The organism is Salinibacterium sp. ZJ450, assembly GCF_011751885.2.
Classification (GTDB): Bacteria; Actinomycetota; Actinomycetes; order Actinomycetales; family Microbacteriaceae; genus Ruicaihuangia.
Genome location: NZ_CP061771.1, coordinates 110,752 through 137,499 on the forward strand (window position 1 = coordinate 110,752; position 26,748 = coordinate 137,499).

General features: G+C 66.6%; 26 protein-coding genes, 2 tRNA genes and 1 pseudogene. 20 read left to right on the plus strand and 9 right to left on the minus strand.

Annotated features, from left to right (window positions below; all coding sequences use genetic code 11):
- The first annotated feature begins 6 nt into the window (after nt 1-6).
- The 4 genes from HCT51_RS00560 to HCT51_RS00575 are packed head-to-tail and all read left to right on the plus strand — an operon-like array spanning nt 7 to nt 3,168.
- A complete protein-coding gene (locus HCT51_RS00560; protein ID WP_166876447.1) occupies nt 7-1,056 on the plus strand; it encodes a lipoate-protein ligase LplAB in 1,050 nt (349 codons plus the stop codon).
- Nucleotides 1,035-2,093, plus strand: a complete 1,059-nt coding sequence (locus HCT51_RS00565) for a FecCD family ABC transporter permease (protein WP_166876442.1) — start codon at nt 1,035-1,037, stop codon at nt 2,091-2,093. Before HCT51_RS00560 ends, HCT51_RS00565 begins: the two co-directional genes overlap by 22 nt.
- The gene (locus tag HCT51_RS00570; RefSeq protein ID WP_166876439.1) at nt 2,090-2,854 is read left to right on the plus strand and encodes a heme ABC transporter ATP-binding protein; all 765 of its coding nucleotides are present in this window, start codon (nt 2,090-2,092) and stop codon (nt 2,852-2,854) included. Before HCT51_RS00565 ends, HCT51_RS00570 begins: the two co-directional genes overlap by 4 nt.
- 20 nt (nt 2,855-2,874) lie before the next feature.
- Nucleotides 2,875-3,168: a hypothetical protein gene (locus tag HCT51_RS00575; protein WP_166876434.1), complete on the plus strand. Its 294-nt coding sequence runs from the start codon at nt 2,875-2,877 to the stop codon at nt 3,166-3,168.
- A 19-nt stretch (nt 3,169-3,187) separates the two neighbouring features.
- Here the strand turns inward: HCT51_RS00575 and HCT51_RS00580 are convergent, their stop codons facing one another.
- On the minus strand, nt 3,188-4,927 hold the full coding sequence (locus HCT51_RS00580; RefSeq protein ID WP_166876912.1) for an MDR family MFS transporter: 1,740 nt from the start codon (nt 4,925-4,927) through the stop codon (nt 3,188-3,190).
- A 235-nt stretch (nt 4,928-5,162) separates the two neighbouring features.
- Between HCT51_RS00580 and HCT51_RS00585 the strand changes: the two genes are divergently transcribed.
- Complete coding sequence (locus HCT51_RS00585; RefSeq protein WP_224760598.1) at nt 5,163-6,047, plus strand: amidase domain-containing protein; 885 nt, start codon at nt 5,163-5,165, stop codon at nt 6,045-6,047.
- A gap of 22 nt (nt 6,048-6,069) precedes the next feature.
- Here HCT51_RS00585 and pgm read toward each other — a convergent pair whose 3' ends face one another.
- Nucleotides 6,070-7,707, minus strand: coding sequence for a phosphoglucomutase (alpha-D-glucose-1,6-bisphosphate-dependent) (gene pgm / locus HCT51_RS00590; RefSeq protein ID WP_166876431.1), 1,638 nt, complete (start codon nt 7,705-7,707; stop codon nt 6,070-6,072).
- A 35-nt stretch (nt 7,708-7,742) separates the two neighbouring features.
- Here pgm and pheA point away from each other — a divergent pair, with 35 nt between their 5' ends.
- Nucleotides 7,743-8,687 (plus strand): prephenate dehydratase, encoded by a 945-nt coding sequence (gene pheA / locus HCT51_RS00595; protein WP_166876427.1) that lies wholly within the window; start codon nt 7,743-7,745, stop codon nt 8,685-8,687.
- A gap of 9 nt (nt 8,688-8,696) precedes the next feature.
- Here pheA and HCT51_RS00600 read toward each other — a convergent pair whose 3' ends face one another.
- A complete protein-coding gene (locus HCT51_RS00600; RefSeq protein ID WP_166876422.1) occupies nt 8,697-9,692 on the minus strand; it encodes a diacylglycerol/lipid kinase family protein in 996 nt (331 codons plus the stop codon).
- A 37-nt stretch (nt 9,693-9,729) separates the two neighbouring features.
- Here HCT51_RS00600 and serS point away from each other — a divergent pair, with 37 nt between their 5' ends.
- The 6 genes from serS to HCT51_RS00630 all read left to right on the plus strand — a co-directional run bounded on the left by serS (nt 9,730) and on the right by HCT51_RS00630 (nt 14,673).
- The gene (gene serS, locus HCT51_RS00605; RefSeq protein WP_166876418.1) at nt 9,730-10,995 is read left to right on the plus strand and encodes a serine--tRNA ligase; all 1,266 of its coding nucleotides are present in this window, start codon (nt 9,730-9,732) and stop codon (nt 10,993-10,995) included.
- Complete coding sequence (locus HCT51_RS00610; protein WP_166876413.1) at nt 10,992-11,798, plus strand: Cof-type HAD-IIB family hydrolase; 807 nt, start codon at nt 10,992-10,994, stop codon at nt 11,796-11,798. Before serS ends, HCT51_RS00610 begins: the two co-directional genes overlap by 4 nt.
- A complete protein-coding gene (locus tag HCT51_RS00615) occupies nt 11,795-13,045 on the plus strand; it encodes an LCP family protein (RefSeq protein WP_166876407.1) in 1,251 nt (416 codons plus the stop codon). The genes HCT51_RS00610 and HCT51_RS00615 overlap by 4 nt, the downstream gene beginning before the upstream one ends.
- Nucleotides 13,046-13,116: 71 nt before the next feature.
- Nucleotides 13,117-13,201: transfer RNA gene (locus tag HCT51_RS00620), tRNA-Ser, on the plus strand.
- A gap of 35 nt (nt 13,202-13,236) precedes the next feature.
- Nucleotides 13,237-14,535, plus strand: coding sequence for an LCP family protein (locus HCT51_RS00625; protein WP_166876403.1), 1,299 nt, complete (start codon nt 13,237-13,239; stop codon nt 14,533-14,535).
- A 48-nt stretch (nt 14,536-14,583) separates the two neighbouring features.
- Nucleotides 14,584-14,673 (plus strand) — tRNA-Ser (locus tag HCT51_RS00630).
- A gap of 88 nt (nt 14,674-14,761) precedes the next feature.
- On the opposite strand, the pseudogene HCT51_RS18615 reads toward HCT51_RS00630, so the two are convergent.
- Nucleotides 14,762-14,884: pseudogene (locus tag HCT51_RS18615) on the minus strand (cupin domain-containing protein); the annotation flags it as partial.
- A 178-nt stretch (nt 14,885-15,062) separates the two neighbouring features.
- Here HCT51_RS18615 and speB point away from each other — a divergent pair.
- From speB to HCT51_RS00650, 4 genes are read left to right on the plus strand one after another with little or no spacing between them, the layout of a single operon-like run.
- A complete protein-coding gene (gene speB, locus HCT51_RS00635; RefSeq protein WP_370626882.1) occupies nt 15,063-16,016 on the plus strand; it encodes an agmatinase in 954 nt (317 codons plus the stop codon).
- Nucleotides 16,017-16,027: 11 nt separating this feature from the next.
- Nucleotides 16,028-16,423 carry a YybH family protein gene (locus HCT51_RS00640; protein WP_166876390.1) on the plus strand — a complete coding sequence of 132 codons (396 nt, stop codon included), beginning with the start codon at nt 16,028-16,030 and terminating at the stop codon, nt 16,421-16,423.
- A gap of 26 nt (nt 16,424-16,449) precedes the next feature.
- On the plus strand, nt 16,450-17,850 hold the full coding sequence (locus tag HCT51_RS00645) for a purine-cytosine permease family protein (RefSeq protein WP_224760599.1): 1,401 nt from the start codon (nt 16,450-16,452) through the stop codon (nt 17,848-17,850).
- Nucleotides 17,847-18,491: a cyclase family protein gene (locus HCT51_RS00650; protein ID WP_224760600.1), complete on the plus strand. Its 645-nt coding sequence runs from the start codon at nt 17,847-17,849 to the stop codon at nt 18,489-18,491. The genes HCT51_RS00645 and HCT51_RS00650 overlap by 4 nt, the downstream gene beginning before the upstream one ends.
- Before the next feature lie 9 nt (nt 18,492-18,500).
- Here HCT51_RS00650 and HCT51_RS00655 read toward each other — a convergent pair whose 3' ends face one another.
- Both HCT51_RS00655 and HCT51_RS00660 read right to left on the minus strand, forming a co-directional pair.
- Entirely contained in the window at nt 18,501-19,661 is a 1,161-nt protein-coding gene (locus HCT51_RS00655) for an NAD-dependent formate dehydrogenase (protein ID WP_166876383.1), read from the minus strand.
- A 31-nt stretch (nt 19,662-19,692) separates the two neighbouring features.
- Nucleotides 19,693-21,057, minus strand: coding sequence for an NAD-dependent succinate-semialdehyde dehydrogenase (locus HCT51_RS00660; protein ID WP_166876380.1), 1,365 nt, complete (start codon nt 21,055-21,057; stop codon nt 19,693-19,695).
- Nucleotides 21,058-21,310: 253 nt separating this feature from the next.
- Here HCT51_RS00660 and HCT51_RS00665 point away from each other — a divergent pair, with 253 nt between their 5' ends.
- Nucleotides 21,311-21,982: a DNA alkylation repair protein gene (locus HCT51_RS00665; RefSeq protein ID WP_166876377.1), complete on the plus strand. Its 672-nt coding sequence runs from the start codon at nt 21,311-21,313 to the stop codon at nt 21,980-21,982.
- 10 nt (nt 21,983-21,992) lie between these two features.
- Here HCT51_RS00665 and HCT51_RS00670 read toward each other — a convergent pair whose 3' ends face one another.
- Nucleotides 21,993-22,976 (minus strand): NAD(P)-dependent alcohol dehydrogenase, encoded by a 984-nt coding sequence (locus HCT51_RS00670; RefSeq protein ID WP_224760601.1) that lies wholly within the window; start codon nt 22,974-22,976, stop codon nt 21,993-21,995.
- A 110-nt stretch (nt 22,977-23,086) separates the two neighbouring features.
- On the opposite strand from HCT51_RS00670, the gene HCT51_RS00675 reads away from it, so the two are divergent.
- From HCT51_RS00675 to HCT51_RS00685, 3 genes are read left to right on the plus strand one after another with little or no spacing between them, the layout of a single operon-like run.
- Nucleotides 23,087-23,815 carry a TetR family transcriptional regulator gene (locus HCT51_RS00675; RefSeq protein ID WP_166876900.1) on the plus strand — a complete coding sequence of 243 codons (729 nt, stop codon included), beginning with the start codon at nt 23,087-23,089 and terminating at the stop codon, nt 23,813-23,815.
- 26 nt (nt 23,816-23,841) lie between these two features.
- Nucleotides 23,842-24,420, plus strand: a complete 579-nt coding sequence (locus HCT51_RS00680) for a CPBP family intramembrane glutamic endopeptidase (protein WP_166876372.1) — start codon at nt 23,842-23,844, stop codon at nt 24,418-24,420.
- Nucleotides 24,420-24,581 carry a hypothetical protein gene (locus tag HCT51_RS00685; protein WP_166876367.1) on the plus strand — a complete coding sequence of 54 codons (162 nt, stop codon included), beginning with the start codon at nt 24,420-24,422 and terminating at the stop codon, nt 24,579-24,581. Before HCT51_RS00680 ends, HCT51_RS00685 begins: the two co-directional genes overlap by 1 nt.
- Here HCT51_RS00685 and HCT51_RS00690 read toward each other — a convergent pair.
- Entirely contained in the window at nt 24,560-25,336 is a 777-nt protein-coding gene (locus HCT51_RS00690) for a glycoside hydrolase family 16 protein (protein ID WP_166876363.1), read from the minus strand. The two genes, HCT51_RS00685 and HCT51_RS00690, sit on opposite strands and share 22 nt — an antisense overlap.
- A gap of 121 nt (nt 25,337-25,457) precedes the next feature.
- Nucleotides 25,458-26,747 carry a DUF2252 domain-containing protein gene (locus HCT51_RS00695; RefSeq protein WP_224760602.1) on the minus strand — a complete coding sequence of 430 codons (1,290 nt, stop codon included), beginning with the start codon at nt 26,745-26,747 and terminating at the stop codon, nt 25,458-25,460.
- Nucleotide 26,748 lies beyond the last annotated feature (1 nt).

Genomic DNA, 26,748 nt, shown 5'->3' on the forward strand with positions numbered 1-26,748 from the left:
GGTCGTATGCACGGAGAGTACAAGGTTCCCGGCGGCAAGCTCGTCGTTGTCGACCTCGACGTGATCGACGGCCGCATCGCGAACTTCCGGCTCGCGGGCGACTTCTTCCTCGAGCCAGACGAGGCGCTCGAGGCGATCAACGCGGCGGTGAACGGTCTGCCGGCCGAGACCGAGTCCAAGCACATCGCCGACGCCATCCAGCGGGCCCTGCCCGCCGAAGCGCAACTGCTCGGGTTCTCACCGGATGCCGTGGCCACCACGATCCGCCGCGCACTGAAGCGCGCCACCACCTGGAACGACTACGACTGGCAGCTGGTGCATCCCGGTCCGCTGCCGCCGCGCCTGCACTTGGCACTCGACCAGGTACTCACCGAAGAGGTGGGGGAGGGACGCCGCAAGCCCACCCTGCGCATCTGGGAGTGGGACCAGCCCGCCGTGGTCATCGGCAGCTTCCAGTCAGTGAAGAACGAAGTCGACCTCGACAACGCCGCCAAGTACGGCTTCGACGTGGTGCGCCGCATCAGCGGTGGCGGTGCCATGTTCATGGACGCCGGTGCCATCGTCACATACTCGCTCTACGTGCCGAGCGACCTGGTGCAGGGCATGACCTTCGCCGATTCTTACGCCTTCCTCGACGAGTGGGTCATCCTCGGGCTGCAATCGCTCGGCATCAACGCCACCTACCAGCCGCTGAACGACATCGCGAGCCCGCACGGCAAGATCGGCGGCGCCGCGCAGAAACGCCTCGGCAGCGGGGCGGTGCTGCATCACGCCACGCTCAGCTATGACATGGACGGCGACAAGATGGTGCAGGTGCTGCGCATCGGTCGCGAAAAGATGAGCGACAAGGGCACCAAGAGCGCCGAGAAGCGCGTCGATCCGCTGCGCAGCCAGACAGGCCTGTCACGGGCAGAGATCATCGAGCAGCTCATCGACACCTTCCGTGACCTGCACGGGCTGACCGACAGCGCGATCACCGCGGACGAGCTGCAGCGAGCAGAAGACCTCGTTGTCGACAAGTTCGGCACCGAGGAATGGCTGCACCGGGTGCCGTGACAAGGCGCTCGCGTGGCCTGACGCTCTCCCTCCTACTCACCGCCTTCCTGCTTCTGGGCGTGCTCGCCTCGGCCGTGGCCGGCCAGCTGCCGATCGCGCCGACCGACGTGCTCGGCTCGGTGCTGCGCGCCATCGGCATCGATACCGCGTGGGCACCGGATGACGCGGTGGTGGAGTCCACGCTGTGGGCGGTGCGCTTCCCCCGCATCATGATGAGCCTGCTGGTCGGCGCGGCGCTCGCCGCCGCGGGCGCGGTGATGCAGGCCATCTTCGGCAACCCGCTGGCCGAACCCGGCGTGGTCGGAGTCTCCGCCGGCGCCGCCCTGGGCGCGTCGATCGCGATCGCCGCCGGAATCACCGCCCTCGGCGGCTGGAGCCTCGCCGTGTTCGCCTTCGCGGGCAGCCTGCTCGCCACCCTGATCGTGTACTTCGTGTCGCGCGCCAACGGCCGCACCGAGGTCGTGACGCTGCTGCTCACCGGCATCGCAGTGAACGCGGTGGCCGGCGCCGGACTCGCGCTGGTGCAGTTCCTCTCCGACTCGGCCAGCCGGGAGCAGATCGTGTTCTGGCAGCTCGGCTCGCTCAACGGGTCACGCTGGCCGGAGGTGGCCATCGTCGGCGTGGTCTGTGTCGCGGGGGTGATCGTCGCGGCATCCCTCGGCCGTCGCTACGATCTGCTGTCGCTCGGCGAACGCAACGCCAGGCACCTCGGCGTCGACATCGAGCGGCTGCGGATGGGCTCGATCGTGCTGGTGGCGCTGCTCACCGGTGTGGCGGTCGCGTTCTGCGGCATCATCGCCTTCGTCGGGTTGGTGGTTCCGCACATCATCCGGATGGCGATCGGGCCAACGCACCGGCCGCTGATCATCGCCAGCGCGGTGGGCGGCGGCGCCCTGCTGGTGCTCGCCGACCTGCTCACCCGCACCCTGATCGCCGGCGCCGACCTGCCCATCGGCATCCTCACGGCGCTGGTCGGCGGGCCGTTCTTCTTCTTCCTGCTGGCACGCCAGCGCTCCCGCAGCGGAGGCTGGGCATGACCGCCATCTCAGCCGAGAGCATCGGGGTCGTCTACGACGGCACGGCCATTCTTCAGGACGTGACTCTGGATGTCGTCGCCGGCGAGTTGCTCGCCCTGGTCGGGCCGAACGGGGCGGGCAAGTCGACACTGCTCGGCGTGCTCTCCGGCGACGTGCGCCCGACCCACGGCTCGGTGACCCTGGACTCCCGCCCGATCGAGGCCTACCGGTCGGTGGAGCTTGCGCGGCAGAGGGCCGTGCTCACCCAGGAGAACCTCGTCAGCTTCCCGTTCCGCGTCGGCGAGGTGATCGAGATGGGGCGGGCGCCGTGGGCCCGCACCCCCGGCTTCGAGGATGATGAGGCGGCGGTGGCCGAGGCGGTGGCGGCAACCGACGTGGGACACCTGCTCGAGCGGCGGATCACGTCGCTGTCTGGCGGAGAGAAGGCCCGCGTCGCGCTGGCCAGGGTGCTGGCGCAGCAGACCCCGATCGTGTTCCTCGACGAACCGACGGCCGCGCTCGACCTGCGGCATCAGGAAGACGTGATGCGCACCGCGCGCGCGCTCGCTGATGCCGGCCGGGCCGTCGTGGTGGTGTTGCACGACCTGTCGCTTGCCGGGGCGTACGCCGATCGCATCGCCCTGGTCTCCGAGGGGTGCCTGGCCGCCACCGGGCCACCGCACCAGGTGCTGACGGCGGAGCGGATCGGCGCGATCTACGGGCTACGGGTGCAGGTGCTGCTGCAGGATGACCGCCCGGTGGTGCTTCCGCTGCGCGGATAGGCGTCACGTACACTGTCCGGGTGGATTGGTGGGTCGTGCTCGGCATCGTCATCGCGATCATCGTGATGGCGCTGATCGCGAACCACAAAGGCTGGATCGATCTGAGCGACAAGCACCGCAGCGGCCGTGGCAGCGGCAGTGGCCTGGGCATCGGCGACGAGGTCTTCCATCCGACCCGGCACGAGGCGCAGGTCGAAATGGACCGGCAGACCGTGCTGCCCGCCCCCGCCCCGATTCCGGGCGACGGCGACAAGGGCGTGTACCGCGGCCGGGTGCAGATCGCACTGGACGACGACGGCACGCCGAAGCGCTGACCGCCGCCGTCTCACCGGGTTAGCTGGAGCGGTCGCCGCGCCCCGACCCGATATCGACCGGCTCGATGTCCACCGGTTCGGTGCGATCGGCGAGGCCGGGCGCTGCCGGTGATCCCATGCTCTCCGCCGCGTGCTGCGCCTCTGCCGCCATGTCGGAGTGCGCTTCCTGGATGCCCGACTGCTCGCGCAGCGGGGTTGCCTTCAGGAAGAAGCTGAGTAGGAACGCCAGCAGGACAACCACGAAGCCCACCACGAACACGGTACTGCTGGCGCTGGCGAAGCCCTCCAAAAAGGGAGCGGCCAGGCGCGGATCCGCGCCGATCAAGAACGACGAGTCGCCGTTCAGGGAGCCGCTGATCGACGCCGGGTTCTGCAACAGCTGCAGGATCGGCTTGTTCACCGGGTTCTCGAGCACGTCGGGATCGGCCATGGCCGCCTGCATCGCCGCAATGGTCGACTGGTCGGCGAACGCTGCCCGCAACCGATCGGGCAGCACACCGAATAGCACCGAGAACACCACCGCGGTGCCGAGCGTGCCACCCATCTGCCGGAAGAAGGTGGCGGAGCTCGTTGCCACCCCGAGGTCCTGGTGTCCCACCGAGTTCTGGCTGGCGATCGTCAGCGTCTGCATCAGCTGGCCGAGCCCGAGGCCGGCGAACAGCATCCCGACGATGATGAACCACAGCGGCTTGTCGGCGGAGACGAAGCTGAGCCAGAGGAACGAGGCGGCGAGCATGCCGGAGCCGATGATCGGGAAGACCTTGTATCGTCCGCTCTTGGCGATCAGGTTGCCGCTCACTATCGACGAGGCCATCAGGCCGATGATCATCGGCAGCATCAGGAAGCCGCTCTCGGTGGGCGTCGCGCCCGACACCATCTGCACGTACAGCGGAATGGTCATCATCGCGCCGAACATGCCGAAGCCGACGAGCACGCCGAGCACGGTGGCCACCGAGAACGTGCTCGAGCTGAACAGCTTCAGCGGGATGAGCGCGTCATCTCCCATCCGGCGCTCGATCAGCACGAACCCGACCGTGCCGATGATCACGAGGCCGTACATGGCGAGCGCGAGCGGCGAGAACCAGCCCCACTCGCGGCCCTCCTCGGCCACGAGGATCAGCGGAACCACCGCGACGATCACCGCGACGGCGCCCCACCAGTCGATGCGCGCCGGCCGCGGGTTGTGCGGGATGTGCAGGAACGCCATCACCAGGCCCAGCGCGATCAGCCCGATCGGCAGGTTGAGGAAGAACACCCAGCGCCATCCGGAGACGAACAGGATCTCGTCCACCCCGGCGAACAGGCCACCGATCAGCGGGCCGATCACGCTGGTGATGCCGAAGACAGCGAGGAAGTAACCCTGGTACTTCGCCCGTTCACGTGGGGCGAGGATGTCGCCCATCACGGTGAGCGGCAGCGCCATCAGTCCACCGGCGCCGAGGCCCTGGATCGCCCGGTACGCGGCAAGCTCGTACATGGTGTTGGCGAGGCCACTGAGCAGCGATCCGATCAGGAAGATCACGATCGCCGCGAGGAACAGCGGACGCCGCCCGAAGATGTCGCTGAGCTTTCCGTAGATCGGGGTGCTGATCGTGGAGACGATCAGGAACGCCGTGGTCACCCAGGCCTGCAGCGCCATGCCGCCGAGGTCGTCGGCGATGGTCTTCATCGCCGTGCCCACCACGGTCTGGTTCAGCGACGACAGGAACATCGCGGCCATCAGGCCGACCATGACGGCCATGATCTGGCGGTGGCTCATCACCCCACCGGCGTCGGCGATGGCATTCGCCCGGGCCTTGCCGCGGGAGATGGGTTTGGACGATGCGGACTTGCGGGACATTCGACCTCGAAGAATCAAGAAACGCCACCGCGTCGCGCGGGAGCAGCGACGGTGGCGTGGTTATTGCGGCGTAATTATTGCGTGGACTGCAAAATTACACGCTTCGCACCGAGTCTGTCAACCGCGCCGACAGGGTCGCCGTTAGCCTTGAGCCGTGGTCTCTTCTCTGCGCTCCCGACTGATGTCCGCCTCCGCAGCGCTCGCGGTGAGCGCCCTGATGCTCGCCGGCTGCACTGCGGTTCCTGCCGAGCAGCAGTCGGCCGCATCACCGCCCGAGGCGGCCGCCGCCCCTGCGGCCGCGGAACTGTCACCGGCCACCGGGTCGATCTCCGGCGGCGACACCGTCACCATCACCGGCAGCAGCCTGGGCGATGTCACCCGGGTGGTAATCGGTGGGGTGGATGCCGCGAATGTGGTGGCCAAGGCTGACACCGTGACCGCGGTGGTGCCGCGCGCCGCCGAGTACCAGCCGGTCGCGGCATCCGTTGAGGTGTTCGCCGGCGACATCGCGGTGCCCGCCTCGGCTCCGCTGACCTTCAGCTACGCCGCGGTCACGCCCGTCGACTCGCAGCTGCAGTACGCGTTCGCGCACTGGAACAACTACAACCTCGACGAGTACGGCACCTTCAACCCGGTGGGCGGCGACTGCGTCAACTTCGTGAGCCAGACCCTGATGGCACGCGGCTGGGCCGAGACCGACGACTGGTACAACAACAACGGCGGCGACGACTGGACCTACTCCTGGATCCACGTTCCCACCTTCGACAACTGGCTGCGGGACAACGCCGACCGCCTCGGCGTCACCGAGCTCAGCCTCGAGCAGCGCGACCAGGTGAAGGTGGGCGACGTGGTGATGTTCGACTGGAACGTCAACGGCGCGCTCGATCACACCCAGATCGTCTCAGAGGTGACCGTCGTCGACGGTGCCACCAAGATCAAGATGGTCGGTCACAACCGCGACTCGAACTGGCGTGACCTCGACGACACCCTCACCGTCGACCACCCGGGCGGCACCGCCTACTTCTGGAGCATTCCGTAAGGCGACGCTCGCCGGCTAATCGCTACCCGGCCAGCGCCGCGTCGACGATGCGTTTGGCCTCGGCCTGCACCTCGCGCAGGTGCTCGGCTCCCTTGAACGACTCGGCGTAGATCTTGTAGACGTCTTCGGTGCCGCTCGGACGCGCGGCGAACCAGGCGTGCTCGGTGACCACCTTCACGCCACCGATGGCTGCGTCGTTGCCGGGCGCGGTGCTCAGCTTGGCGGTGATCGGGTCGCCCGCGAGGGTGTCGGCGGTGATGTCGTCGCCGGTGAGCTTGCCGAGCCGCGCCTTCTGCTCCTTGCTGGCCGGTGCGTCAATTCGCTCGTACACCGGGTCGCCGAACTGCTCGGTGAGCTCGCGGTACAGCTGCGACGGGCTCTTGCCGGTCACGGCGAGGATCTCGCTGGCGAGCAGGGCGAGCAGGATGCCGTCCTTGTCGGTGGTCCACGCCGACCCGTCGCGGCGTACGAAGCTCGCGCCGGCGCTTTCCTCGCCGCCGAAGGCGACCGAGCCGTCGATCAGGCCGGGAACGAACCACTTGAAGCCGACCGGCACCTCCCAGAGCTGGCGGCCGAGCGACTGTGCCACCCGGTCGATCATGGAGCTGGAGACCAAGGTCTTGCCGATCGCGGCATCCTGCTTCCACTGGGGCCGGTGCGTGTACAGGTACTGGATTGCGACGGCGAGGAAGTGGTTCGGGTTCATCAGCCCACCGTCGGGCGTGACGATGCCGTGCCGGTCGGCGTCCGCGTCATTGCCGGTGAGGATGTCAAAGCTGTCTTTGTTCTTGAGCACCGACGCCATCGCGGACGAGCTGGACGGATCCATGCGGATCTTGCCGTCCCAGTCCAGGGTCATGAACTCCCAGGTGGGGTCGACGAGCGGGTTCACCACGGTCAGATCGAGGCCGTACTGCTCGGCGATCAGCTGCCAGTAGTGCACGCTGGCGCCCCCCAACGGATCCGCGCCGATGCGGATACCGGCCTTCTTGATGGCCTCCATGTCGATGATGTCGCCGAGGTCGGCCACGTACTTGCCGCGGAAGTCGTAGGTGTCGACCCCGGATGCCTCCTGCTGCTTCACGTCGCGGTTGCCGTTCGCGATCAGCTCGTTGGCGCGGTTGGCGATCCAGCCGGTGGCGTCGCTATCTGCCGGTCCGCCGTGCGGCGGGTTGTACTTGAAGCCGCCGTCACGCGGCGGGTTGTGGCTCGGGGTGATCACGATGCCGTCGGCCTTGCCCTCGTTGGAGGAGCCATCCGTCGAAACCCGCTTGTTGTAGGCGATGATCGCGTGGCTGAGCGCCGGGGTCGGCACGAAGTCGTCGAACTCGTCGACCAGTGCATTCACGCCGTTCGCCTCGAGCACCATCAGCGCCGTGGTCTCGGCCGGGCGGCTGAGACCGTGCGTGTCACGGCCGACGAACAGCGGCCCGGTGATGCCCTGCTCGGCGCGATACTCGCAGATCGCCTGGGTGATCGCCGCGATGTGCATCTCGTTGAAAGCGGTATCGAGCGAGGAGCCACGATGGCCGCTGGTACCGAACACCACCCGCTGCTCAGGGATGGCGACATCCGGAATTCTCGTGAAGTACGCCTTCACCAGCTCGGGAACATTGATCAGATCAGTCTTCTGGGCCGGCTGCCCCGCACGCGCGTTCATCTGTCCAGTGTGTCACTGGCCATAAACTCGTGACCATGCCTGATTCGAGCGCCCACGAGACTTACAGCTATCTGGGCCCCGTCGGCACGTTTACGTGGGCCGCGCTCGCGCAGGTTCCGGATGCCGCGAACAAGCCGTGGCGATCGGTCAATAGCGTCACCGAGGCCCTCGACGACGTAGTGTCTGGGCGCAGCGTGGCGGCAATGATCGCGATGGAGAACTCCATCGAGGGTGGAGTGAGCGCCACTCAGGATGCCCTGGCGAACATCCCCGGGCTGCGCATCATCGGCGAGTATGTCGTTCCGGTGAACTTTGTGCTGGTCGCCCGCCCGGGCGTTTCCCTGAACGACGTTCAGGTGGTGAACGCGCACCCTGTCGCCTACGCGCAGACCCACGGCTGGCTCGACAAGCACCTGCCCAAGCACGCGCACCTGCCGGCAACCTCGAACGTCGCGGCGGCGCACAGCCTGCTGGAGAACGACATCGCCGACGCCGCGGTGGCCCCGCCCGGCATCACCGAGCACCTCGACCTGGTGCAGCTCGCCTCCGACATCGGCGACAACCCGAACGCCGCCACCCGGTTCGTGCTGGTCAGCCGCACCGGGCAGCTGCCGCCGCAGACCGGCAGTGACAAGACCAGCATCATCGCGGAACTGCCGACGGATGCCCCGGGCTCGCTGCTCGAGATGCTGGAGCAGTTCGCCACCCGCGGTGTCAACATGAGCCTGATCGAGTCACGGCCGATCGGGGATTCGCTCGGCCGCTACCGGTTCGTGATCGACCTCGACGGGCACATCCTCGACGAGCGGGTTGCCGACGCCCTGCTCGGGCTCAAGCGGTTCAGCCCCCAGGTGATCTTCCTCGGCTCGTACCCGCGCGCCGACAAGGTGCAGATCCAGGTCACCCAGCGCTACGGCGACGACATCTTCGTGGAGGCGCGCGACTGGTTGCGCGGCCTGATCGCGGGCGAGCCGGAGTAGCGCCCCGCTCTAGTCCAGTTCGTAGTCCGCCGGGATGCGCACCAGCAGCCCGCCCGGCACCACCCAGGTCTTCAGGGCCACCGCCAGACCGAACGCGTCGCCGTCGAGTTCGAACTCCTCCGGGTGATCGAGCTTCATGATCAGCTCCTTGCCCTTCAGGTAGCGCAGCGTGCGCACCTCCCGGGTGAGGCTCATCAGCTTGCGCCCCACCTGGCTGCGCCGCAGCACACCGTTCTCCCACACGATCTTGATCCAGATCTGCACCCAACCGAAGAAACCCTCCGGGCGCAGCGCCACGATGTCGAAGAGCCCGTCGTCGACCGCGGCCTCCGGCAGCAGCAGGATGTTCGCGGGCAGCGACCCGCAGTTACCGATCAGCACGGTGTGCGCGCGCATCGCCCTGGCCGGCGCGCCGTCCAGGCTGTAGCGCAGCCGCACCTTGTTGTTGCCTCGCAGCGACCGGGCAATCGCGTCCACGTAGGCGAGCCAACCGACTCGTTTCTTCAGCTCCGGCTTGGTGTTCGCGATCATCTGCGCGTCGAGCCCCACACCGGCCATCACCACGAACACATGCCGGCTCTTGCTGCCGTCGGGGCGGCGCGCTTCGACGAAGCCGAGGTCGATCGGCCGGCTCTTGCCGCTGAAGGCGCTGGTGAGCGACTCCTCCAGGTGATCGAGGGTGAGATCCAGGTTGCGGGCGAGGAGGTTCCCGGTGCCGGATGGCAGTAACCCGATCGGCACCTCGGTGCCGTGGAGTGACTCCGCGACCGCGCGCACCGTGCCGTCGCCACCGGCGGCCATCACCATGTGGGCACCCTGCTTGAGGGCTTCCTTCGTCTGCCCACCGCCGGGGTCGGCTTCCGTGGTCTCGAACCACAGCGTCGGCGCCCAGCCCGCTTCTTGCTCGGCTTCGGCCACGGCGGCGCGCAACACGTCAAGATCCACCTTGATCGGGTTGTAAACAACGGCTGCGGTCCGGAGGGCAGGGTTGGTCGTCGCTGGCATGCCTCAACGGTAGGCCATAACATGCAAAACTAGTCCGGTGATCGATCCGCAGCTTCTCCGTGAAAATCCCGATGTGATCAGGAAGTCGCAGGAAGTCCGTGGCGCCCCTGTAGAGCTCGTCGACGAGGCCATTGCCGCCGACGCCGCCCGCCGCACCGCCATTTCCGGCTTCGAAACGCTGCGCGCTGAGCAGAATGTGTTCGGCAAGACCGTGGCGAAGGCGCCGAAGGATGAGAAGAAGGCCCTGGTAGCCCAGGCGCAGCAACTCGCCGCCTCGGTGAAGTCGGCGCAACAGGCGGCCAACGAGGCCGAAGTGGAGTTCCACCGGATCGTCGGGGCGCTGGAGAACATCGTGCTCGACGGCGTGCCCGCCGGCGGCGAAGACGACTTCATCACGATCAAGGAGGTGGGCGAGAGGCCCACGTTCGACTTCGAACCCCGTGACCACCTCGAACTCGGCGAATTGCTCGACGCCATCGACATGACCCGCGGCGCCAAGGTCAGCGGTGCCCGGTTCGCGTTCCTCAAGGGGATCGGCGCGCGCTTGGAGCTCGCCATCATGAACATGGGACTCGACCGCGCGCTCGAGGGCGGCTTCATCCCGCTGATCACGCCCACGCTGGTGAAGCCGGAGATCATGTCCGGCACCGGATTCCTCGGCGCGCACTCCGAGGAGATCTACTACCTGCCCGCCGACGACCTGTACCTCACCGGCACCAGCGAGGTGGCGCTCGCTGGCTATCACGCCGATGAGATTCTCGACATCTCCGACGGCCCGATCCGCTACGCCGGCTGGTCCACCTGCTACCGGCGCGAGGCCGGATCCGGCGGCAAGGACACCCGCGGCATCATCCGGGTACACCAGTTCAACAAGCTGGAGATGTTCAGCTATGTCGATCCAGCGGATGCCGCGGCAGAGCACGAGCGTCTGCTCGCGTTCCAGGAGGGCATGCTGCAATCCCTCGGGCTGAACTACCGGGTGATCGACACCGCCGCCGGCGACCTGGGATCCAGCGCCGCCCGCAAGTTCGACGTGGAAGCCTGGGTGCCCACCCAGAACGCGTACCGGGAGCTGACCAGCACGAGTAACTGCACCACCTATCAGGCGCGCCGTCTCGACATCCGTCACCGCACTGAATCCGGCAAGACCACCCCGGTGGCCACGTTGAACGGCACCCTGGCCACCACCCGTTGGATCGTGGCGCTGCTCGAAACGCATCAGCAGGCCGACGGCTCGGTGCTGGTGCCCGAGGCGTTGCGTCCGTATCTCGGCGGCCTGACCGTGTTGGAACCGAAGAAATGACCGACCGCCTCCTGATCGCGCTCGACATCGACGGCACCGTGCTGCATGAAGACGGCACGATCACCGAGGCCGTGCACGACGAGGTCACCCGCGCGCACGCCGCGGGCCACGAGGTGATGCTCGCCACCGGCCGCGCGCCGGCGATGACGATTCCGGTGCTGGAGCGGCTCGGCCTGACCGCCGAATACCTGGTCTGCTCGAACGGTGCGATCACCCTGAGGCGGGACCCGGAGGCGCCGTTCGGCTACTCCCGCGAGCACGTCGAAACGTTTGACCCGTCGCAGGTGCTGCTCACCGTGCGCGAGAGCCTGGAGTCGGCGAACTACGCGGTGGAGGACCAGACCGGCCTGTACCGGTTCACCGGCTGGTTCCCCGACGGCAGCCTGGGCGCGTACAGCGAGAAGGTGGAGTTCGAGGAGCTGATGACGCACCGCGCCACGCGCGTGGTCGTGATCTCGCCGGAGCACCAGATCGAAGAGTTCCTGAAGATCGTCGAGAACATGGGCCTGCACAAGGTCAGCTACAACGTGGGCTGGACCGCGTGGCTCGACATCGCTCCCGACGGGGTGAACAAGGCCACCGCGCTCGAGCGGGTGCGCGCCGAACTCGGCATTCCGCGCGCCAACGTGATCGCGATCGGCGATGGCCGTAACGACATCGACATGCTCCGCTGGGCTTCGGAAGAAGGACACGGAGTGGCGATGGGCGACGCCCCCGAAGACGTTCAGGATGCCGCGAACACGGTCACCGAGACCGGCCTGAACAACGGCGTGGCCGTCATCCTCGGCAAACTGGTGCCATGACCAAGATGCGGTCGGGCGAGAACGGGCGACCCGCGGGCGCCCCGACTCGGCACGGCCGCCTGCCTGAGGCCAAGGCCTGGCCCACGGCACTGAAGGGCCTCGCGCTCGTGCTGAGCGTACTGCTGATCAGCACCGTCGCGGTCATCGGCATTACCGCGGTGCGGTTCAGCAGCGGCATCGACATCGTCGACATCGGCAAGGGCGACGCCCCGCCGCCCTCCGTCGGCGCCTACCCTGGCGGGTTCAACATCCTGATCGTCGGCAGCGACACCCGCGAGGGGCAGGGTGCGGCATACGGCAAGACCGCTGGCACGTTGAACGACGTCAACATGCTGCTGCACGTGTCTGCCGACCATTCCCGAGCGATCGCGGTCAGCATCCCGCGCGACACCATCGTGCCGGTGCCGAGCTGTGAAGACGATAAGGGCAGGGTCAAGTCGGCGATGTCGGGCCAGCCGATCAACAGTGTGCTCTCCCACGGCGGCCTCGGCTGCGTCGTAGCGACCGTCGAGCGGCTCACCGATCTCGACATCCAGTTCGCCGGCATGATCACCTTCCAAGGTGTGATCGAACTGAGCAACGCCGTGGGCGGTGTTCCGGTGTGCGTCGATGGGCCGATGGTCGACGCATATTCCACGATCAATCTTCCTGAGGCGGGGGAGTACGTTCTCTCCGGCGCGGAGGCGCTCGCCTTCCTGCGCACCCGGCACGGCGTCGGCGACGGCAGCGACCTTGCCCGCAACGCGTCACAGCGGGTCTACCTGTCATCACTCGTGCGCACCCTGCAGAGCGGCGACACTCTCGGCGATCCGGTGAAGGTGTATCAAATCGCGGAGGTGGCGCTGAACAACATGACCTTCTCCGCCAGCCTCGGCAACATCACCACTCTCATCTCGCTTGCGCAAGCGTTGAAAGACATCCCGCTCGACCAGGTGCAGTTCGTGCAGTACCCGACGCAGTACAGCGCGGACTTCCTGAAGGTGCGCCCCAACAAGCCGGTGGCGGGCCAGCTGTTCGAGGCGATTGCCGCCGACCTGCCATTCCAGCTCGCCGCAGGCGAGACCGGAGCCGGGGCGACGATCGACCCGAAGGCGCCGGTCACCGAGCCGACCGCTCCGCCTGCGACCGAGGAGCCGACAACCACCGAGACACCGGATGCCACGGCCCCCACAGCCGCGGAACCTGAGGTGATCGAGGGCCTCGAGGGGCAGACCGCGGCCGACCACACCTGCTCGGTCACGCGCTGACCCGGAGCGTCGCCCTCGGCCGCCTGTCAGCGTTTCGAGCATCCTTTCGGTTATGCTCGATTTTTGTTATGGGAGGGCTGTCCGAGCGGCCGATGGAGCCAGTCTTGAAAACTGGTGGGCAGAAATGTCTCGTGGGTTCGAATCCCACGCCCTCCGCTTCACCGACGTAACCGACGACCGGAGGGACAAGCGTGAGTGAACTGCGGCCCCGAGCCAACCGGTCGGGCACGGTGTCCAGCGTCGCCCGGCACGGCCAACTGCCGAGACGCCGACCCTGGCTGACCGCGCTCAAGTTCATCGCCGGCACGCTCGCCGTGCTGCTGGTGAGTGGCGTCTCGGTTGCCGCGATCGCGCTGAACAACCTGAACCAGGGCATCGACCGGGTGGAACTGGCGAGCGAAGACGGCACAAAACCGCTGCCCCAGATCGGCGACTTCGATGGCGGCTTCAACGTACTCGTGGTCGGCAGCGACACTCGTCAGGGGCAGGGCGACCAGTTCGGCAAGTCGGACAGCGAGCTGAACGACGTCACCATGCTGCTGCACGTGGCGCAGGACCAAACCAGCGCCGTGGCCGTCAGCTTCCCGCGCGACCTCGTGGTGCCGATTCCCGCCTGCCCGCGGGAAGACGGCGAGGGCAGCTACCGCTCGATGTCGGCGCAGCCCATCAACGTGACCCTGTCTTACGGTGGGCTTGCCTGCACCGTGCTGACGGTGGAGAAACTCACCGGACTCGAGATCCCGTACGCCGGTCTGATCACCTTCGACGGTGTCGCCCAGATGTCCACCGCGGTCGGCGGCGTGCCCGTCTGCGTGGACGGCCCGATCAAAGACCGATACACCGGTTTGAACCTGCCCAAGGCTGGCACCTACAACCTGGTTGGATACGACGCGCTGGCCTTCTTGCGCAGCCGTCACGGCGTCGGTGACGGGAGCGACCTCGGCCGCATCAGTTCGCAGCAGGTCTACCTGTCGTCGCTGGTGCGCACGCTGCAGTCCGGTGGCACGCTCACCGATCCGACGAAGCTGTACAACATCGCCACCACGGCGACCCAGAACATGCAGCTGTCGAACAGCCTCGCCAACCTCGACACGATGGTGTCGATGGCGAACGTGCTGCGCAAGCTCGACCTCACCCAGGTGACTTTCGTGCAGTACCCGGGCACCACCGGTCAGGGCGGGGTGTACTCCGGCAAGGTGGCGCCGATCAAGGCCCAGGCCGAGAAACTGTTCGACAAGATCCGCGCCGACGAGCCGTTCATGCTGGAGCAGGGCAACACCGGTATCGGCTCCACGGTTGACCCGAACGCCCCGGTGCAGGCCGCTCCCGAGCCGGAAGCGCCCGAAACTGCCGCGCCTACGGAAACGGCAGCTCCTTCCGACTCCGCAACCCCGGCGCCCGGCGAAACCGCCGTCGCGGCCCCCGCCGAAGTGCTCGGCAATGTCAAGGGACAGACCGCGGCGGACTACACCTGCGCCGCGGCGAACTAAACCGATTCGAAAGCTGTCGCCAGTATGGCTAAGATGGCTGGGGACCATGGAGACGTCGCATAGTCCGGCCTAGTGCACCACCCTGCTAAGGTGGAGTTCCCTTTATGGGAACCGAGAGTTCAAATCTCTCCGTCTCCGCTCATGTCATGTCGCAGACATCGTTCATAAATGTTTTCACGGCATGGTTCCAAAACCCTCACTCTTCTGAGTGGGGGTTTTGTGGTTTCTAAGCCGAGCCGCTCCACGGCGCGGGAACCAGTACCCACAGCACGACCGCCGGTCCGCTGCCCTCAACCTGCCAGGTGTGGGGCTCACGGCCCGGAAAGGCCAGGGAGTCGCCGGCAGCGAGAACACCTGGCGCAGCTGCACGAACGTCGCCACACTCGGTGATGTCTCGTCTCGCTCGACCCGACTCAGAAAACCCTTTGCTGAGGCCCGTTGTCTCGGCGAAGGCGGCGGCGTAGCTTGATCGCAAAGTGTCTAGACAGGATCGATGGTCGCCCGATATGCAACCCGCTGATGGAGTCGTGCCGACGGAGCCCCGAGGGCCGGTGGACGCGAGCGTCGTGCCGCGATTCGCCGGCATCGCAACCTTCGCGCGCCTTCCGCGCCTCGACGAGGTTGAGCGCGCGAATATCGCGATCGTGGGTGTCCCGTTCGACAGCGGTGTCAGCTACCGACCGGGGGCTCGCTTCGGTCCCGCGCACGTTCGTGAGGCGTCGCGACTGCTGCGGCCATACAACCCCGCGCAGGATGTGTTTCCATTCCGTGCACAACAAGTGACGGATGCAGGCGACATCGCTGCGAACCCCTTCGACATCGCCGCCGCCGTGGCGGAGATTGAGGAGGGCGCGCGCCTCCTCGGTGAGCAAGTCGATCGGCTCGTCGTCATCGGCGGGGACCACACCATCGCCCTGCCCCTCCTGCGCGCGACACATGCGAAGCACGGACCGGTCGCTGTGCTTCACTTCGACGCCCACCTCGACACGTGGGACACCTACTTCGGGGCGCCGATAACTCACGGAACACCGTTTCGTCGCGCCTCGGAGGAGGGCCTCATCGACCTCACCGCCAGCATGCACGTCGGGATTCGAGGCCCGCTGTATTCCAAGAGCGACCTCGAAGACGACTCGCGGCTCGGCTTCGCGATTGTCACAAGCGAGTTCGTTGAGGAGCACGGCGTCGAAGCCGCCATGCACCGCATCCGCGCGCGGATCGGGGACGCACCGTTGTACATCTCAATCGACATCGACGTGCTCGACCCCGCGCACGCGCCGGGCACGGGCACCCCTGAGGCAGGGGGACTGACCAGCAGAGAACTGCTCCGGATGCTGCGTGGTCTGGCCGATCGCCGAATCGTCGGCGCCGACGTGGTCGAGGTGGCTCCTGCCTACGACCACGCCCAACTGACCGCCGTCGCGGCAAGCCACGTCGTCTATGAACTCCTGAGCGCGATGGCGCCCATTGACCCAAGCACCTGACGGAGGATGCGATGACCCCGACAACACCGAACGAGCAGGACGTTCTCGATGCGGCAGCCGCAATCGTCGATGCGTTCTCGGCGAACGATGGCGAGCGCTACTTCTCGCTCTTCGCGCCGGACGCGACCTTCGTCTTCCACACCGAGCAGGCACGGCTGGATGACCGCGCGGCCTACGAACGGCTGTGGCGGGATTGGGTCGCGAGCGGCTGGCGAGTGACGTCCTGCTCGTCGAGCGCACAACGAGTTCAGCTCCTGCCCGGTGGTGCCGTCTTCAGCCACTCGGTGAGCACATCCGTCGACACCCCGGACGGCCCCGACTCCTATCAGGAGCGGGAGACGATCGTCTTCCGTTCAGAGCCGAACGGGCTCATCGCGATCCACGAACACCTTTCACCACAGCCCTAGCCTGATATTCCCCGAGGAGCCCAATGATGTCGCTCTACACCCGCCTCGAACGCCGCCTGGAAGACCAATCGGATGACGCCGGTCCAGTTCGCGGTACCTACTCGCTCGCTCGGATTCTCATGATCTGGCTGGCCGCGAACTTGGTCGTGACCACGCTGCTTACCGGCACGCTCTTCGTGCCGGATCTGCCGTACGGCCTCGTCCTCGCACTGATAGTGGGCGGCACGATCGTCGGAGCAGCCGTGCTCGTCGCCATCGGCGCGATCGGCACCCGCACCGGACTGCCCACGATGGCCCTCACCCGCGGCCCGTTCGGAACGCGGGGAAGCCTGCTTTCCGTTGCCGCGAACGTCGTGATCCTCATGGGCTGGAGTTGGGTGCAGGCAATGCTCGCCGGCATCGCCCTCAACTACATCGTCGCGACAATCACCGGGTTCTCGAGCCCCGTCGTCTTCGCCGTGCTGTGCCAGACGATCGTCGTGATTCTCGCGATCTTCGGCCACGCGGGCGTTGCCCGGGTTGAACCGTGGTTCGCTGCCGTCATCCTCGCGATCGCCGCATACATATTCTTCGTGGCGTTCACGACCTATGCGCCCGCGGACTTCGCTGCGATCGCGCCGCCGGAAGCGCCGTTCTATTCGCCCGGCCTGGCATTCGATGTCGTGGTCGCCACCGCCATCTCGTGGACGGTGCTCTCCGCCGACTTCAATCGCTTTGCATCGTCTACCCGCTCGGGCGTGATCGGCTCCGGAGTCGGCTACACCCTGTCCACAGTGATCTCGATGTCGCTCGGCGCGACCGCGATCGGTTACGTCGTGCTTCGCGGCGGCGACGCGGTCCCGTTCGACCCGGTGACGATCGTCGAGCCATTCGGAGCACTGTTCGCGGTCGCCATCTTCCTGTCCGTCATGGCGACGAACACGATGGTGGTCTACGGCATGGTCACGACCGTCGTGAACTCACTCCCTGGCCGTAGGACGAAATTCCTGCCGACCGCGATCGTCCTCGGGATCATCTCCATCATCGGATCGACGTTCTTCGGTCTGCTTGCGCAGTTCACGACCTTCCTCATCACGATTGGCGCACTCTTCGCGCCGATCTTCGCGATCATGATCGTCGACTACTACATCGTCGCGCGCGGCAGCTACGACGCCGACATCCTCAAGGCCCGCGGCGGACGATACTGGTTTACTGCCGGGATCAACTGGCTCGCAGTCGTTGCCTGGGCGATCGGCGCCGCTTCCGCTTACGTGTGGGCTTACGTCTTGCCACTCCCGTTCGGGGCAACCATCCCCGCGTTCATCCTCACCTTCGTCGTGTATCTCGCGGTCTCCCTATCTCGACGCGCCAAGACGCCATTCACGCCGAGTCGGCATCTCGCCGATCGCGGGACGCCGCACGCTGACACCGCGACATCGCCGCGATGATGCCCCCGAAGCTGCATGACCTCAGCCACCTGATCACCGACGGCATGCCGGTGTATCCCGGCGACCCAACCGTCCACATCCACACCGCGCTCGACCTCGAACAAGACGGTGTGGCCGTAACGGGCCTGCGCCTTGGATCGCACACCGGCACGCACATCGACGCGCCCTCGCACACCGTGAAGGGCGGTCGAACAATGGCCGACGTAACGCTCGAAGAGCTGGTCGGCGATGCCCTGGTGATCCGAATGCCGGAGCTTCACGAGCACGAGATCTATGGATGGGTCCACTTGAACGCCGGCGCGCCGATACCGTCGCATGTGCCACCGATCATTGTGATCGACACGGGTTGGGCCAGGTGGTTCAGTGACGCGCGGGCGATGAGGCATCCTGCCTTAGACGCCGCGGCGGCTCGCGAACTCGTCACGCGCGGAATGCGCATCCTCGCCGTCGACACGTTCAGCCCCGACCTCACTGACGGCTCGGCAGACTTCCCCGTACACGAGGTCGTGCTCGGCGGTGGCGGACTGATCGTCGAGAACCTCTGTGGGTTGGAAACACTTCCCGTACATGTGCGGATCGGCTTCTTCCCCCTGCGCCTTGACGGTGACGGGGCGCCTGTGCGCGCGGTCGCCTTCACCTAGGTCCACGCTCTATTTCTTGGCTGCGTATGAGTGCGCTCCCGTGCCGGCGTAGCCGCCGCCCTGCACGATGATGTACTCGTCGCGCAGCGGCGTGCCCTCGAAGAAGTTCTCCAGAATCTCCCGAACGCCGGCCGCGTAGCGCGACTGCGCCGAAAGCGACGTGCCGCTCGTGTGCGGGGTCATGCCGTGGTGCGGCATGGTGCGCCACGGGTGATCGGCCGGCGCCGGCTGCGGGAACCAGACGTCGCCCGCGTACCCGCCGAGCTGCCCTGACTCCAGGGCGCGCACGATCGCGTCACGGTCGGCGATCGCGCCGCGTGCCGGATTCACGATGTACGAACCGTGACGGAACGTGGACAGCAACTCATCGTCGATGAGCCCCTGCGTCTCGGCAGTTAACGGCGCGTGCACCGTGAGCACGTCCAGGTGCGGGACGAGCGACCGGATGTCGTCATGCCAGGTGAGCTTCAACCGCTCCTCCACCTCGGCCGGGAGACGATAGCGGTCGCTGTAGTGCAGCTTCACGTCGAAGGGCGCGAGCCGCTCGAGCACCGCGCTGCCGATCCGACCGGCCCCGAACACCCCCACGTCCATCCCCTCCAGATCATAGGAACGAGCGACGGAATCGGCGATGTTCCACCCGCCGTCCACGACGATCTTGTACTGGGGAATGTAGTCGCGAACGAGCGCGAGCACCTGCATGACCGTGTGCTCGGCGACGGAAATCGAGTTGCAGTAGGTGACTTCCGCGACCGTGATCCCCTTGTCGATGGCGGCCGGCAGGTCAACATGATCGGAGCCAATGCCTGCCGTGATCGCGATCTTCAGGTTCTTCGCCGCGTCGAGGCGCTCCGCGGTGAGGTAGGCCGGCCAGAACGGCTGCGAGATGACGACGTCGGCATCCGGCAGCTCGCGGTCGAGAACCGAATCGGCGCCCTCCTTCGAGTCGGTGACGACGACGGTGTGGCCGAGCGACTCGAGCCAGTTCACCAGGCCCAGACCGCCGGAGACCGAGCCGAGCAGCGTTCCCGGCTGGAAGTCGGTGGCCTTCGGTGTCGGAAGGGTCTGCCCGTTCGGGTACTTCTCGATCACCGGCAGCGAGTCCCGCGCATACGACGTCGGCTGCCCGCCGACCGGGTCCGGGTAGAGCACGATGATGATCTTCGCCATGATGGCTCCTCAGGATGAGCGGATGGGTTGGTCAGCCGATGCGGATCATCTTCTTGTTCACGAACTCCTCGGCCCCGAAGCGCCCCAGCTCACGGCCGGAACCGGAGCGCTTGATGCCGCCGAACGGCAGCTCTGCGCCGTCGGCGAGCACGACGTTCACGAACACCATCCCGGCCTCGATGCCATCGGCCACGCGCAGCGCCTGGGCCTCGTCGGTCGTGTAGACGTACGAGCCAAGCCCGAACGGGATGTCGTTGGCGATGCGCACCGCGTCGGCCTCGTCGGTCGCGCGGTACACCTGCGCCACTGGCCCGAAGAACTCCTCCTTCGACGCCGGGTTGTCGGGCGCGACATCCGTCAGCACCGTCGTCTGGAAGAAGGCGCCGTCGCGGGTGCCGCCGCGCACGAGGGTGGCGCCATGCTCGACCGCGCGCTTGACCTGCTCGTCGAGGTTCTCTGCGGCCTTCAGCGACGAGAGCGGACCGAGGGTGGTCGCATCCGACGTGGGGTCGCCCGCCTCGACCTCGGCGAGCTTCGCGGTGAACTTCTCGAGGAACGGCTCGTACAGCTCCTCGGTGACGATGAAGCGCTTCGCCGCGTTGCAGGACTGGCCGCTGTTATCGAGTCGGGCATCGATCGCGGCCTGAACCGTGGCATCGAGGTCGTCCGTCGACAGAAGGATGAAGGGGTCGGAGCCGCCGAGCTCCAGCACGACCTTCTTGAGGTGCCGACCGGCGATCTCGGCGACCGCCGCGCCGGCCCGCTCGGAGCCGGTGAGCGAGACGCCCTGCACCCGCGGATCGGCGATGACCTTCTCGATCTGATCGTGCGACGCGTAGAGCTTCACGTAGGCGCCGGCCGGGAAGCCGGCGTCGTGGAACACCTGTGCGATCGCGGCCGCCGACTCGGGGCACTGCTCAGCGTGCTTCAGCAGGATGGCGTTGCCGATGATGAGGTTCGGACCCGCGAAACGGGCAACCTGGTAGTACGGGAAGTTCCACGGCATGATGCCGAGGAGCACGCCGAGCGAGCTGCGGCGGATGAGCGCCGAACCTTCACCAGCGAGGAGCTTGACCGGCTCGTCCTTCAGGAAGTCGGCCGCGTGGTCGGCGTAGTAGCCGTAGATGTCCCCGGCGAAGTCGACCTCGGAGAGGGCCTGTTCGACGGGCTTGCCCATCTCGCGCACGATGATCTCGGCAAGTTCCTGTCGCCGCTCGACGTGCAGCTCGCCGACCCGTCGCACGAGTGCGGCGCGCTCCTCGAGCGTTGTCGACTTGGACCAGTTGCGATGGGCGTCGTCTGCGGCGGCGATCGCGGCGTCGAGCTCCGCGTCGGTGATCGTCGGGAAGGTCTTCAGCGTCTCTCCGGTAGCAGGATTGACCACGGCGTAGCTCAATGGAACTCCTTTGTCCACGGTGCACCGACTCGCCAACCGGACGGCGACGAGGGTGCACACCTGCGCCCAGCCTAGATGCGAGTCAAGGCGCGCGGAAGCGCCGTTGCCGGTGCGCACCTACGAGGACACAGACGAGATCCGCCAGCTCGTGTTTTGGCCGGGCGCACGCTGGGGTCGCCGCCTCTGAACGGGTGGTCCGTCGAGGGCGTTCGCCTAGGCTGGGAGCTCAGTTGCGTACGAGGGGGAAGGTGTCATGTCCGGGACGGCATTGCCCGAGGTGATGGCCGAGCTGGCCGACCTCCAGGATCCGAAGGTGCGCGCGGCGAACGAGAAGCGCGGCGACGACCACGGCGTGAACCTGGCTGCGCTGCGCGCCATCGCGAAACGGTTGAAGACGCAGCAGGATCTCGCTCAGGAGCTGTGGGCAACGGATGACACTGCCGCCCGGTTGCTGGCGCTGCTGACCTGCCGGCCGAAGGCGTTCGGACGCGATGAACTGGATGCCATGCTGCGTGCGGCTCGGGCGCCCAAGGTGCACGACTGGCTCGTCAACTACGTGGTCAAGAAGAGCCCGCACGCCGAGGAGCTGCGCGTGGCCTGGACCGCGGATCCTGATCCCGTGGTCGCCAGCGCCGGATGGGCACTGACCAGCGAGCGGGTCGCGAAGAATCCCGAGGGGCTTGACCATCCGGGGCTGCTCAACACGATCGAAGCGCAGATGAAGGATGCACCGGATCGCCTGCAATGGGCGATGAACACCTGTTTGGCCCAGATCGGGATCAGCCATGCCGAGCACCGCGCCCGGGCCATCGACATCGGCGAACGGCTCGAAGTCCTGAAGGACTATCCGACGCCGCCGAATTGCACGTCCCCGTTCGCTCCGATCTGGATCAACGAGATCGTGCGCCGCCAAACGGCGATCTGACCGAGTGCCCTCACGCCGGCATCCGCACAACGACGTTGCCGCGCTTGCGGCCGGTGTCGACGTAGCGGTGGGCGCTGACGATGTCATCGAGCTCGTAAGTGCTGTCGATCACCGCGCGGTACTGCCCCGCCTGGGCCAACTCCACGAGGAACGCCAGGTCTTCCGCCTTGTACGGGCCGACGTTTGCGGTGACCAGCTTCCCGCTTCGTCGGCTTCGGGTCGATGCGAGCAGCAGGCCGGTCAAATCGCAGATGACCAGGAGCAGTGCTCCGCCCGGCTTCACGGACGCCGCGGCCCGCTCGAAGCCCGCGTTTCCGACACAGTCGACGACCACGTCGTACGTGGTGCCCTCGGCGAGGAAGTCAACCGTGGTGTAGTCGATCACCCGATCGGCGCCCAGGCTTTTGACGAGCTCCGCGTTCGCGGCACTGCAGACCCCGGTGACATCCGCCCCCAACTGCTTCACGAGCTGCACCATGGCGGTGCCGACCGCGCCCGACGCCCCGTTGACGAGCACGGTGTCGCCCGGTTTGATCGTGACCTGGTTCAGAAAGCCGCGCGCGGTAATTCCTCCGAACACCAGGGTCACCGCCTCGTCGAAGCTCATGTTGCCGGGCTTCGCGGTGATCGCGCCGTCCTCGGGAATGAGCACGTATTCGGCGTGACCGCCGAACTTGCCGCCGAGCATGGCGATGATCTCGTCGCCGGGCCGAAAGCGCGTGACCTTCTCGCCGACCGCGGCGACAACCCCCGCGGCATCCATGCCCAGCACCGGGGTGCGCGGCCTGAAGACGCCGAGTGCGAAGGAGCTCAGCAGCCGCAGCCCCTTCGGGATGTCGCGGCTTCGGGCCCGGTGGTCGGCGACACTCACGGTGCTCGCGTGAACCCGGACGAGCACCTCGTGAGCACCAGGGGTAGGAATGGGAAGTCGTTCGATCTGCACCAGTTCGGGGCCGCCCACTCGGCGGTAGGTGGCGGCTTGCATCGTGGGCATTGGGTCTCCAGAGTCCTTGGGTGTACGACGTACACCTCGTTTTCTCGAAGGCTAAAGTGTACGGTGTACTCTTGTCAAGAGGGCAGACCACGAATCCGCAGGGGGTCGAGATGGCGCAGCAGGGTGCGGCTGAACGCCGAGTGCGACTGAACCGCGACCGGGTGCTGGCGGCGGCCGTGGCACTCGCCGACGAAATCGGCATCGAGGCCCTGAGCATGCGCCGGCTCGCGCAGGAACTCGGCGTGGTGCCGATGGCGCTCTACAAGCACGTTCAGAACAAAGAGGAACTGCTCGACGGCATGGTCGAGGTCATCATCGGGGAGATCGATCCGCCGGTTCAGGATGTCGAGTGGAAGAGCGCGGTGCGGCACCGGGTGCTCTCCGCGCGGCGCACGCTGCAGTGGCATCCGTGGGCGCGGCAGGCGATCGAGTCCCGCACCACCAAGACGCCCATCGTTCTGCAGTATATGGACTCGTTCACCGGGATGCTCCTCGCCGGCGGGTTCTCGGCCGACCTCGCCCACCACGCGATGCACGCCATTGGCGGGCGAATGTGGGGATTCACCCAGGAGTTGTTCGACGAGTCGGCCGGCTCGAAGCCAGAGGCGTCGGCCGAGCCGTCGCCAGCGGAACAAGCGGCCATGCTCCAGTACATCGGCGAGCGGTATCCGAACCTCTTTGCGATCGCCACCTCGGCGAACCACGACGGGTCGGTCGTGGCGCACGGCTGCGACGACCAGTTTGAGTTCGAATTCGCCTTGGATCTGCTGCTCGACGGCTTCGAGCGGCGGCACGAGCAGGGCTGGAGCCCGACTCGGGCGCACGCGAACTACGGCTAGCCACCTCGATCCGTTAGCCTCCGGCCATGAGCGAACGTCAGCGCCGCGACATCCTGTTCAGTGTTGCGGTGCATGGCGGCCGGTTCGTGGTGATCATGCTCGGTCTATGGCTGGCCCCGGTGATCGGCATCACCGGCTGGTACATGGGACTGTTCGCCAACGCGCTGTGCTGCATCTACGCCGCGGTGCTCGTCACCCGGTTGGGGCTCTGGAAGCGGATCGGGTTTCTCACGCCCTGGCGGGGCTGGCTGGCGCTTGCCGCACTCGTGCCGCTGGTGGCGGAGGCGCTGTTCTGGATGCTGCCGGACGGCCTACTCGAACAGTCGCCCGGGTATGGTCTCTGGGCGCTCACCCTGCTGATGGTGGGCTTCAATGAGGAGCTGATCAGTCGCGGTGTCGTGCTCGATCGGCTCTCGCGCAGCTTCATCGCCATCCCTGCGGTGGCGCTGACCGCGGCCTTGTTCGGGCTGCAGCATTGTCACTGTTCGCCACGACGGATCGCGGCACGCTCGACATCCTCGGCAACATCGTGGTGTCGGCAGCCACCGGCTTTGCGTTGGCAGCATTCCAGTACCGGTTCGCTTGGATCTGGCCGCTCATCCTGATGCACGGCTTCGCGGACTTCACCGTGATCCTCGGCACCGCTCAGCACGGCGACGCGGTCATCGCCGTGACCGCGGTGCTGTTCGTGCTGTTCGGGCTCGTCGTGCTGCGGCGACATCCCCTTCGCACGACCGCCAGGGCTCAGTCGGCTATCGGCCGGTAGCCGCGCACCCAGTCCACCTGAAACGCCTTGGGATACGCGCCGCTCGGCTCGCCCTCGAACTCGTAGATGTTCAGCATGAGCTGCATCGGATAGTTCGGCGATTGCTCAACGGATGTCACCAACTCATCGTCGATGAAGAACCGCACCTCGTGCGGCATCCACTCGGCACCGTAGGTGTGGAACTCGCGCGCATCGAGCGCCACGGGCACCTTGCGGAAGTCGTCGCGGATGCCCGGGTCGCCGAACGGGTGCACCCCCATACCGACGATGGCGGCATCCGGCGTCAGCTCCGACCCGAAGATCTCGAAGACACAGATCTCCGCCGAGTGCTCGGGTTCGTCTTCAAAGCCGATCATCCACAGCGCCACCATCGACCGGGGGTCGGATGTCGCGGCGATGCGCGCCTCGATGAGTCCGAAATGCGGGGTGAACAACCGCTGCTCGGGCTGGCTCTCGCTCACCCGAAGGCCCGGAGCGAACTGGTGCTGCCCGATGGCGCTGCCGACCGGTCCGGCGAACACCCCGGTCTGCAAGTTCGACACGCGCAGGCCCCCGTTCAGCTCGGGCGCCCAAGCCGGTTGGTCCTCCTCGATCAGGAGGGTCAGCCGGCCATCGGCGATGCGATACCGGGCAGCCGACAGGTCTCGGCTGCTCCACTGCGGAAGGTAGTGCGGGATCCACTTGCTGCGGTCGAGTTCGGCGCCGGTGAAATCGTCCGAGAACTCGAGCAGGTAGCGGGAGCGGTCGACCCTCATGCGCTCAGCGTAGAGCGCGGGTCGGCCGACATCCGCCCAAACGGGCTTGAGGTCTGGCGTTTCACCTTTCCCATCGAGCGGGAAGGGCCGAATCGCGGACTTCAGCGGACCATCGAGGCGATCACGCTCCCTGCTGTGCGCGGAGGCGCCCTGAACGCACCGCCTCGGTGAAGGCGGCGAAGTCAGCAGCGTTCTGATCGGCGTAGGCCTCGGCGTAGGCGGCTATGGCCTTGTCAAAGCCCTTGCCCTTGCCCATATAACCGGCGATCTGCACTCGGTCTCCAGTGCGGGCGTGCGCCCGGGCGAGTGTCTCGCCGCACAGCTGCGCGTAGAGCAGCGCGCCGGGCTTCTGGATGGTGTCGACGTCGACCGACCCCTTCCAGTCGTGCAGTTGTCTCAGATAGAAATCGCGCTCCGTGCCGTCGAGCGCGGATGCCACGCGCTGCCAGCCGAGGAAGATGTCGCTCGCTGCCTGCATCAACCGCTGCCCCCTCACCACCCGCTCGCCGTGGTTCGCGAACTCGCTGGGCTCCAGGAACCGTTCCAGCACCGACTCCTGCGCCTCCTTCGCCTGTAAGAGCAGTGGGTCGTAATTGTTGCGCCCCACGAGCAGCATGATCCATGCCCGTGTGCCGACGCTTCCGACGCCGACGACTTTGCGCGCCATGTGTACGTAGGTGAAATCCTCGACCGGATGCTTCTGGCGGCTGAGCGTTGACCGATACGAGTTCAGCAGGTCGGTCATGGTTTCTTCGATGTGCTCGAACGGGCCACCCGGCGTCAGCAGATCTTCGACGGGCACGATCAAGGGCGGATCGCCGACGATTCGCAGCTGCCCATCAACTTCGTGCACGAGCTTTGCCGTCGCGTGCAGGCTGTCGCGAGTTCGAGCCTTGTCGAGCGCCGCACTCGCGCGCCCCGCGACGAGACCGTCACTTGTGCGCTGGTCGCGGATGCGCCGCATCATCTCGTCGGAATCGATCCGCTCGTACCACGAGTCAAGAACGTTCGCCTTCGCCGCCTTCCGCATCTGCTGGCGGTAGCCGCGCACGCACGCTTTGACGACCGCGCGCCGCGTCTTGTCTGAGAATTTGCGCTCCCGCGCCATGATCTCAAAGCTGGCGGCGAGTCGTTTGACGTCCCATTCGAATGGGCCGGGAAGGGTCTCGTCGAAGTCATTGATGTCAAAGACGAGGGCGCGCTCTGGTGTGCCGAACACGCCGAAGTTGGACAGGTGGGCGTCTCCGCAGAGCTGCACGCGCAGCCCGGTATGCGGCTGCGACGCCAGATCTGACGCCATCAGCAGGGCGGCACCCCGGTAGAACGTGAACGGCGAAACCATCATTCGGCCGTACCGGATGGGCACCAGATCAGGCACCCGGGAGACGGCCTGCTCCTCAAGAAGATCCACG

Bases quoted from the DNA above. Each gene is read 5' to 3' on its own strand.
- HCT51_RS00560 (WP_166876447.1), top strand. From the start codon at position 7: ATGCACGGAGAGTACAAGGTTCCCGGCGGCAAGCTCGTCGTTGTCGAC.
- HCT51_RS00565 (WP_166876442.1), top strand. From the start codon at position 1,035: ATGGCTGCACCGGGTGCCGTGACAAGGCGCTCGCGTGGCCTGACGCTC.
- HCT51_RS00570 (WP_166876439.1), top strand. From the start codon at position 2,090: ATGACCGCCATCTCAGCCGAGAGCATCGGGGTCGTCTACGACGGCACG.
- HCT51_RS00580 (WP_166876912.1), bottom strand. From the start codon at position 4,927: ATGAGCCACCGCCAGATCATGGCCGTCATGGTCGGCCTGATGGCCGCG.
- pgm (WP_166876431.1), bottom strand. From the start codon at position 7,707: ATGAACGCGCGTGCGGGGCAGCCGGCCCAGAAGACTGATCTGATCAAT.
- pheA (WP_166876427.1), top strand. From the start codon at position 7,743: ATGCCTGATTCGAGCGCCCACGAGACTTACAGCTATCTGGGCCCCGTC.
- HCT51_RS00600 (WP_166876422.1), bottom strand. From the start codon at position 9,692: ATGCCAGCGACGACCAACCCTGCCCTCCGGACCGCAGCCGTTGTTTAC.
- HCT51_RS00610 (WP_166876413.1), top strand. From the start codon at position 10,992: ATGACCGACCGCCTCCTGATCGCGCTCGACATCGACGGCACCGTGCTG.
- HCT51_RS00615 (WP_166876407.1), top strand. From the start codon at position 11,795: ATGACCAAGATGCGGTCGGGCGAGAACGGGCGACCCGCGGGCGCCCCG.
- HCT51_RS00640 (WP_166876390.1), top strand. From the start codon at position 16,028: ATGACCCCGACAACACCGAACGAGCAGGACGTTCTCGATGCGGCAGCC.
- HCT51_RS00645 (WP_224760599.1), top strand. From the start codon at position 16,450: ATGTCGCTCTACACCCGCCTCGAACGCCGCCTGGAAGACCAATCGGAT.
- HCT51_RS00650 (WP_224760600.1), top strand. From the start codon at position 17,847: ATGATGCCCCCGAAGCTGCATGACCTCAGCCACCTGATCACCGACGGC.
- HCT51_RS00655 (WP_166876383.1), bottom strand. From the start codon at position 19,661: ATGGCGAAGATCATCATCGTGCTCTACCCGGACCCGGTCGGCGGGCAG.
- HCT51_RS00665 (WP_166876377.1), top strand. From the start codon at position 21,311: ATGTCCGGGACGGCATTGCCCGAGGTGATGGCCGAGCTGGCCGACCTC.
- HCT51_RS00670 (WP_224760601.1), bottom strand. From the start codon at position 22,976: ATGCCCACGATGCAAGCCGCCACCTACCGCCGAGTGGGCGGCCCCGAA.
- HCT51_RS00675 (WP_166876900.1), top strand. From the start codon at position 23,087: ATGGCGCAGCAGGGTGCGGCTGAACGCCGAGTGCGACTGAACCGCGAC.
- HCT51_RS00680 (WP_166876372.1), top strand. From the start codon at position 23,842: ATGAGCGAACGTCAGCGCCGCGACATCCTGTTCAGTGTTGCGGTGCAT.
- HCT51_RS00685 (WP_166876367.1), top strand. From the start codon at position 24,420: ATGCACGGCTTCGCGGACTTCACCGTGATCCTCGGCACCGCTCAGCAC.
- HCT51_RS00690 (WP_166876363.1), bottom strand. From the start codon at position 25,336: ATGAGGGTCGACCGCTCCCGCTACCTGCTCGAGTTCTCGGACGATTTC.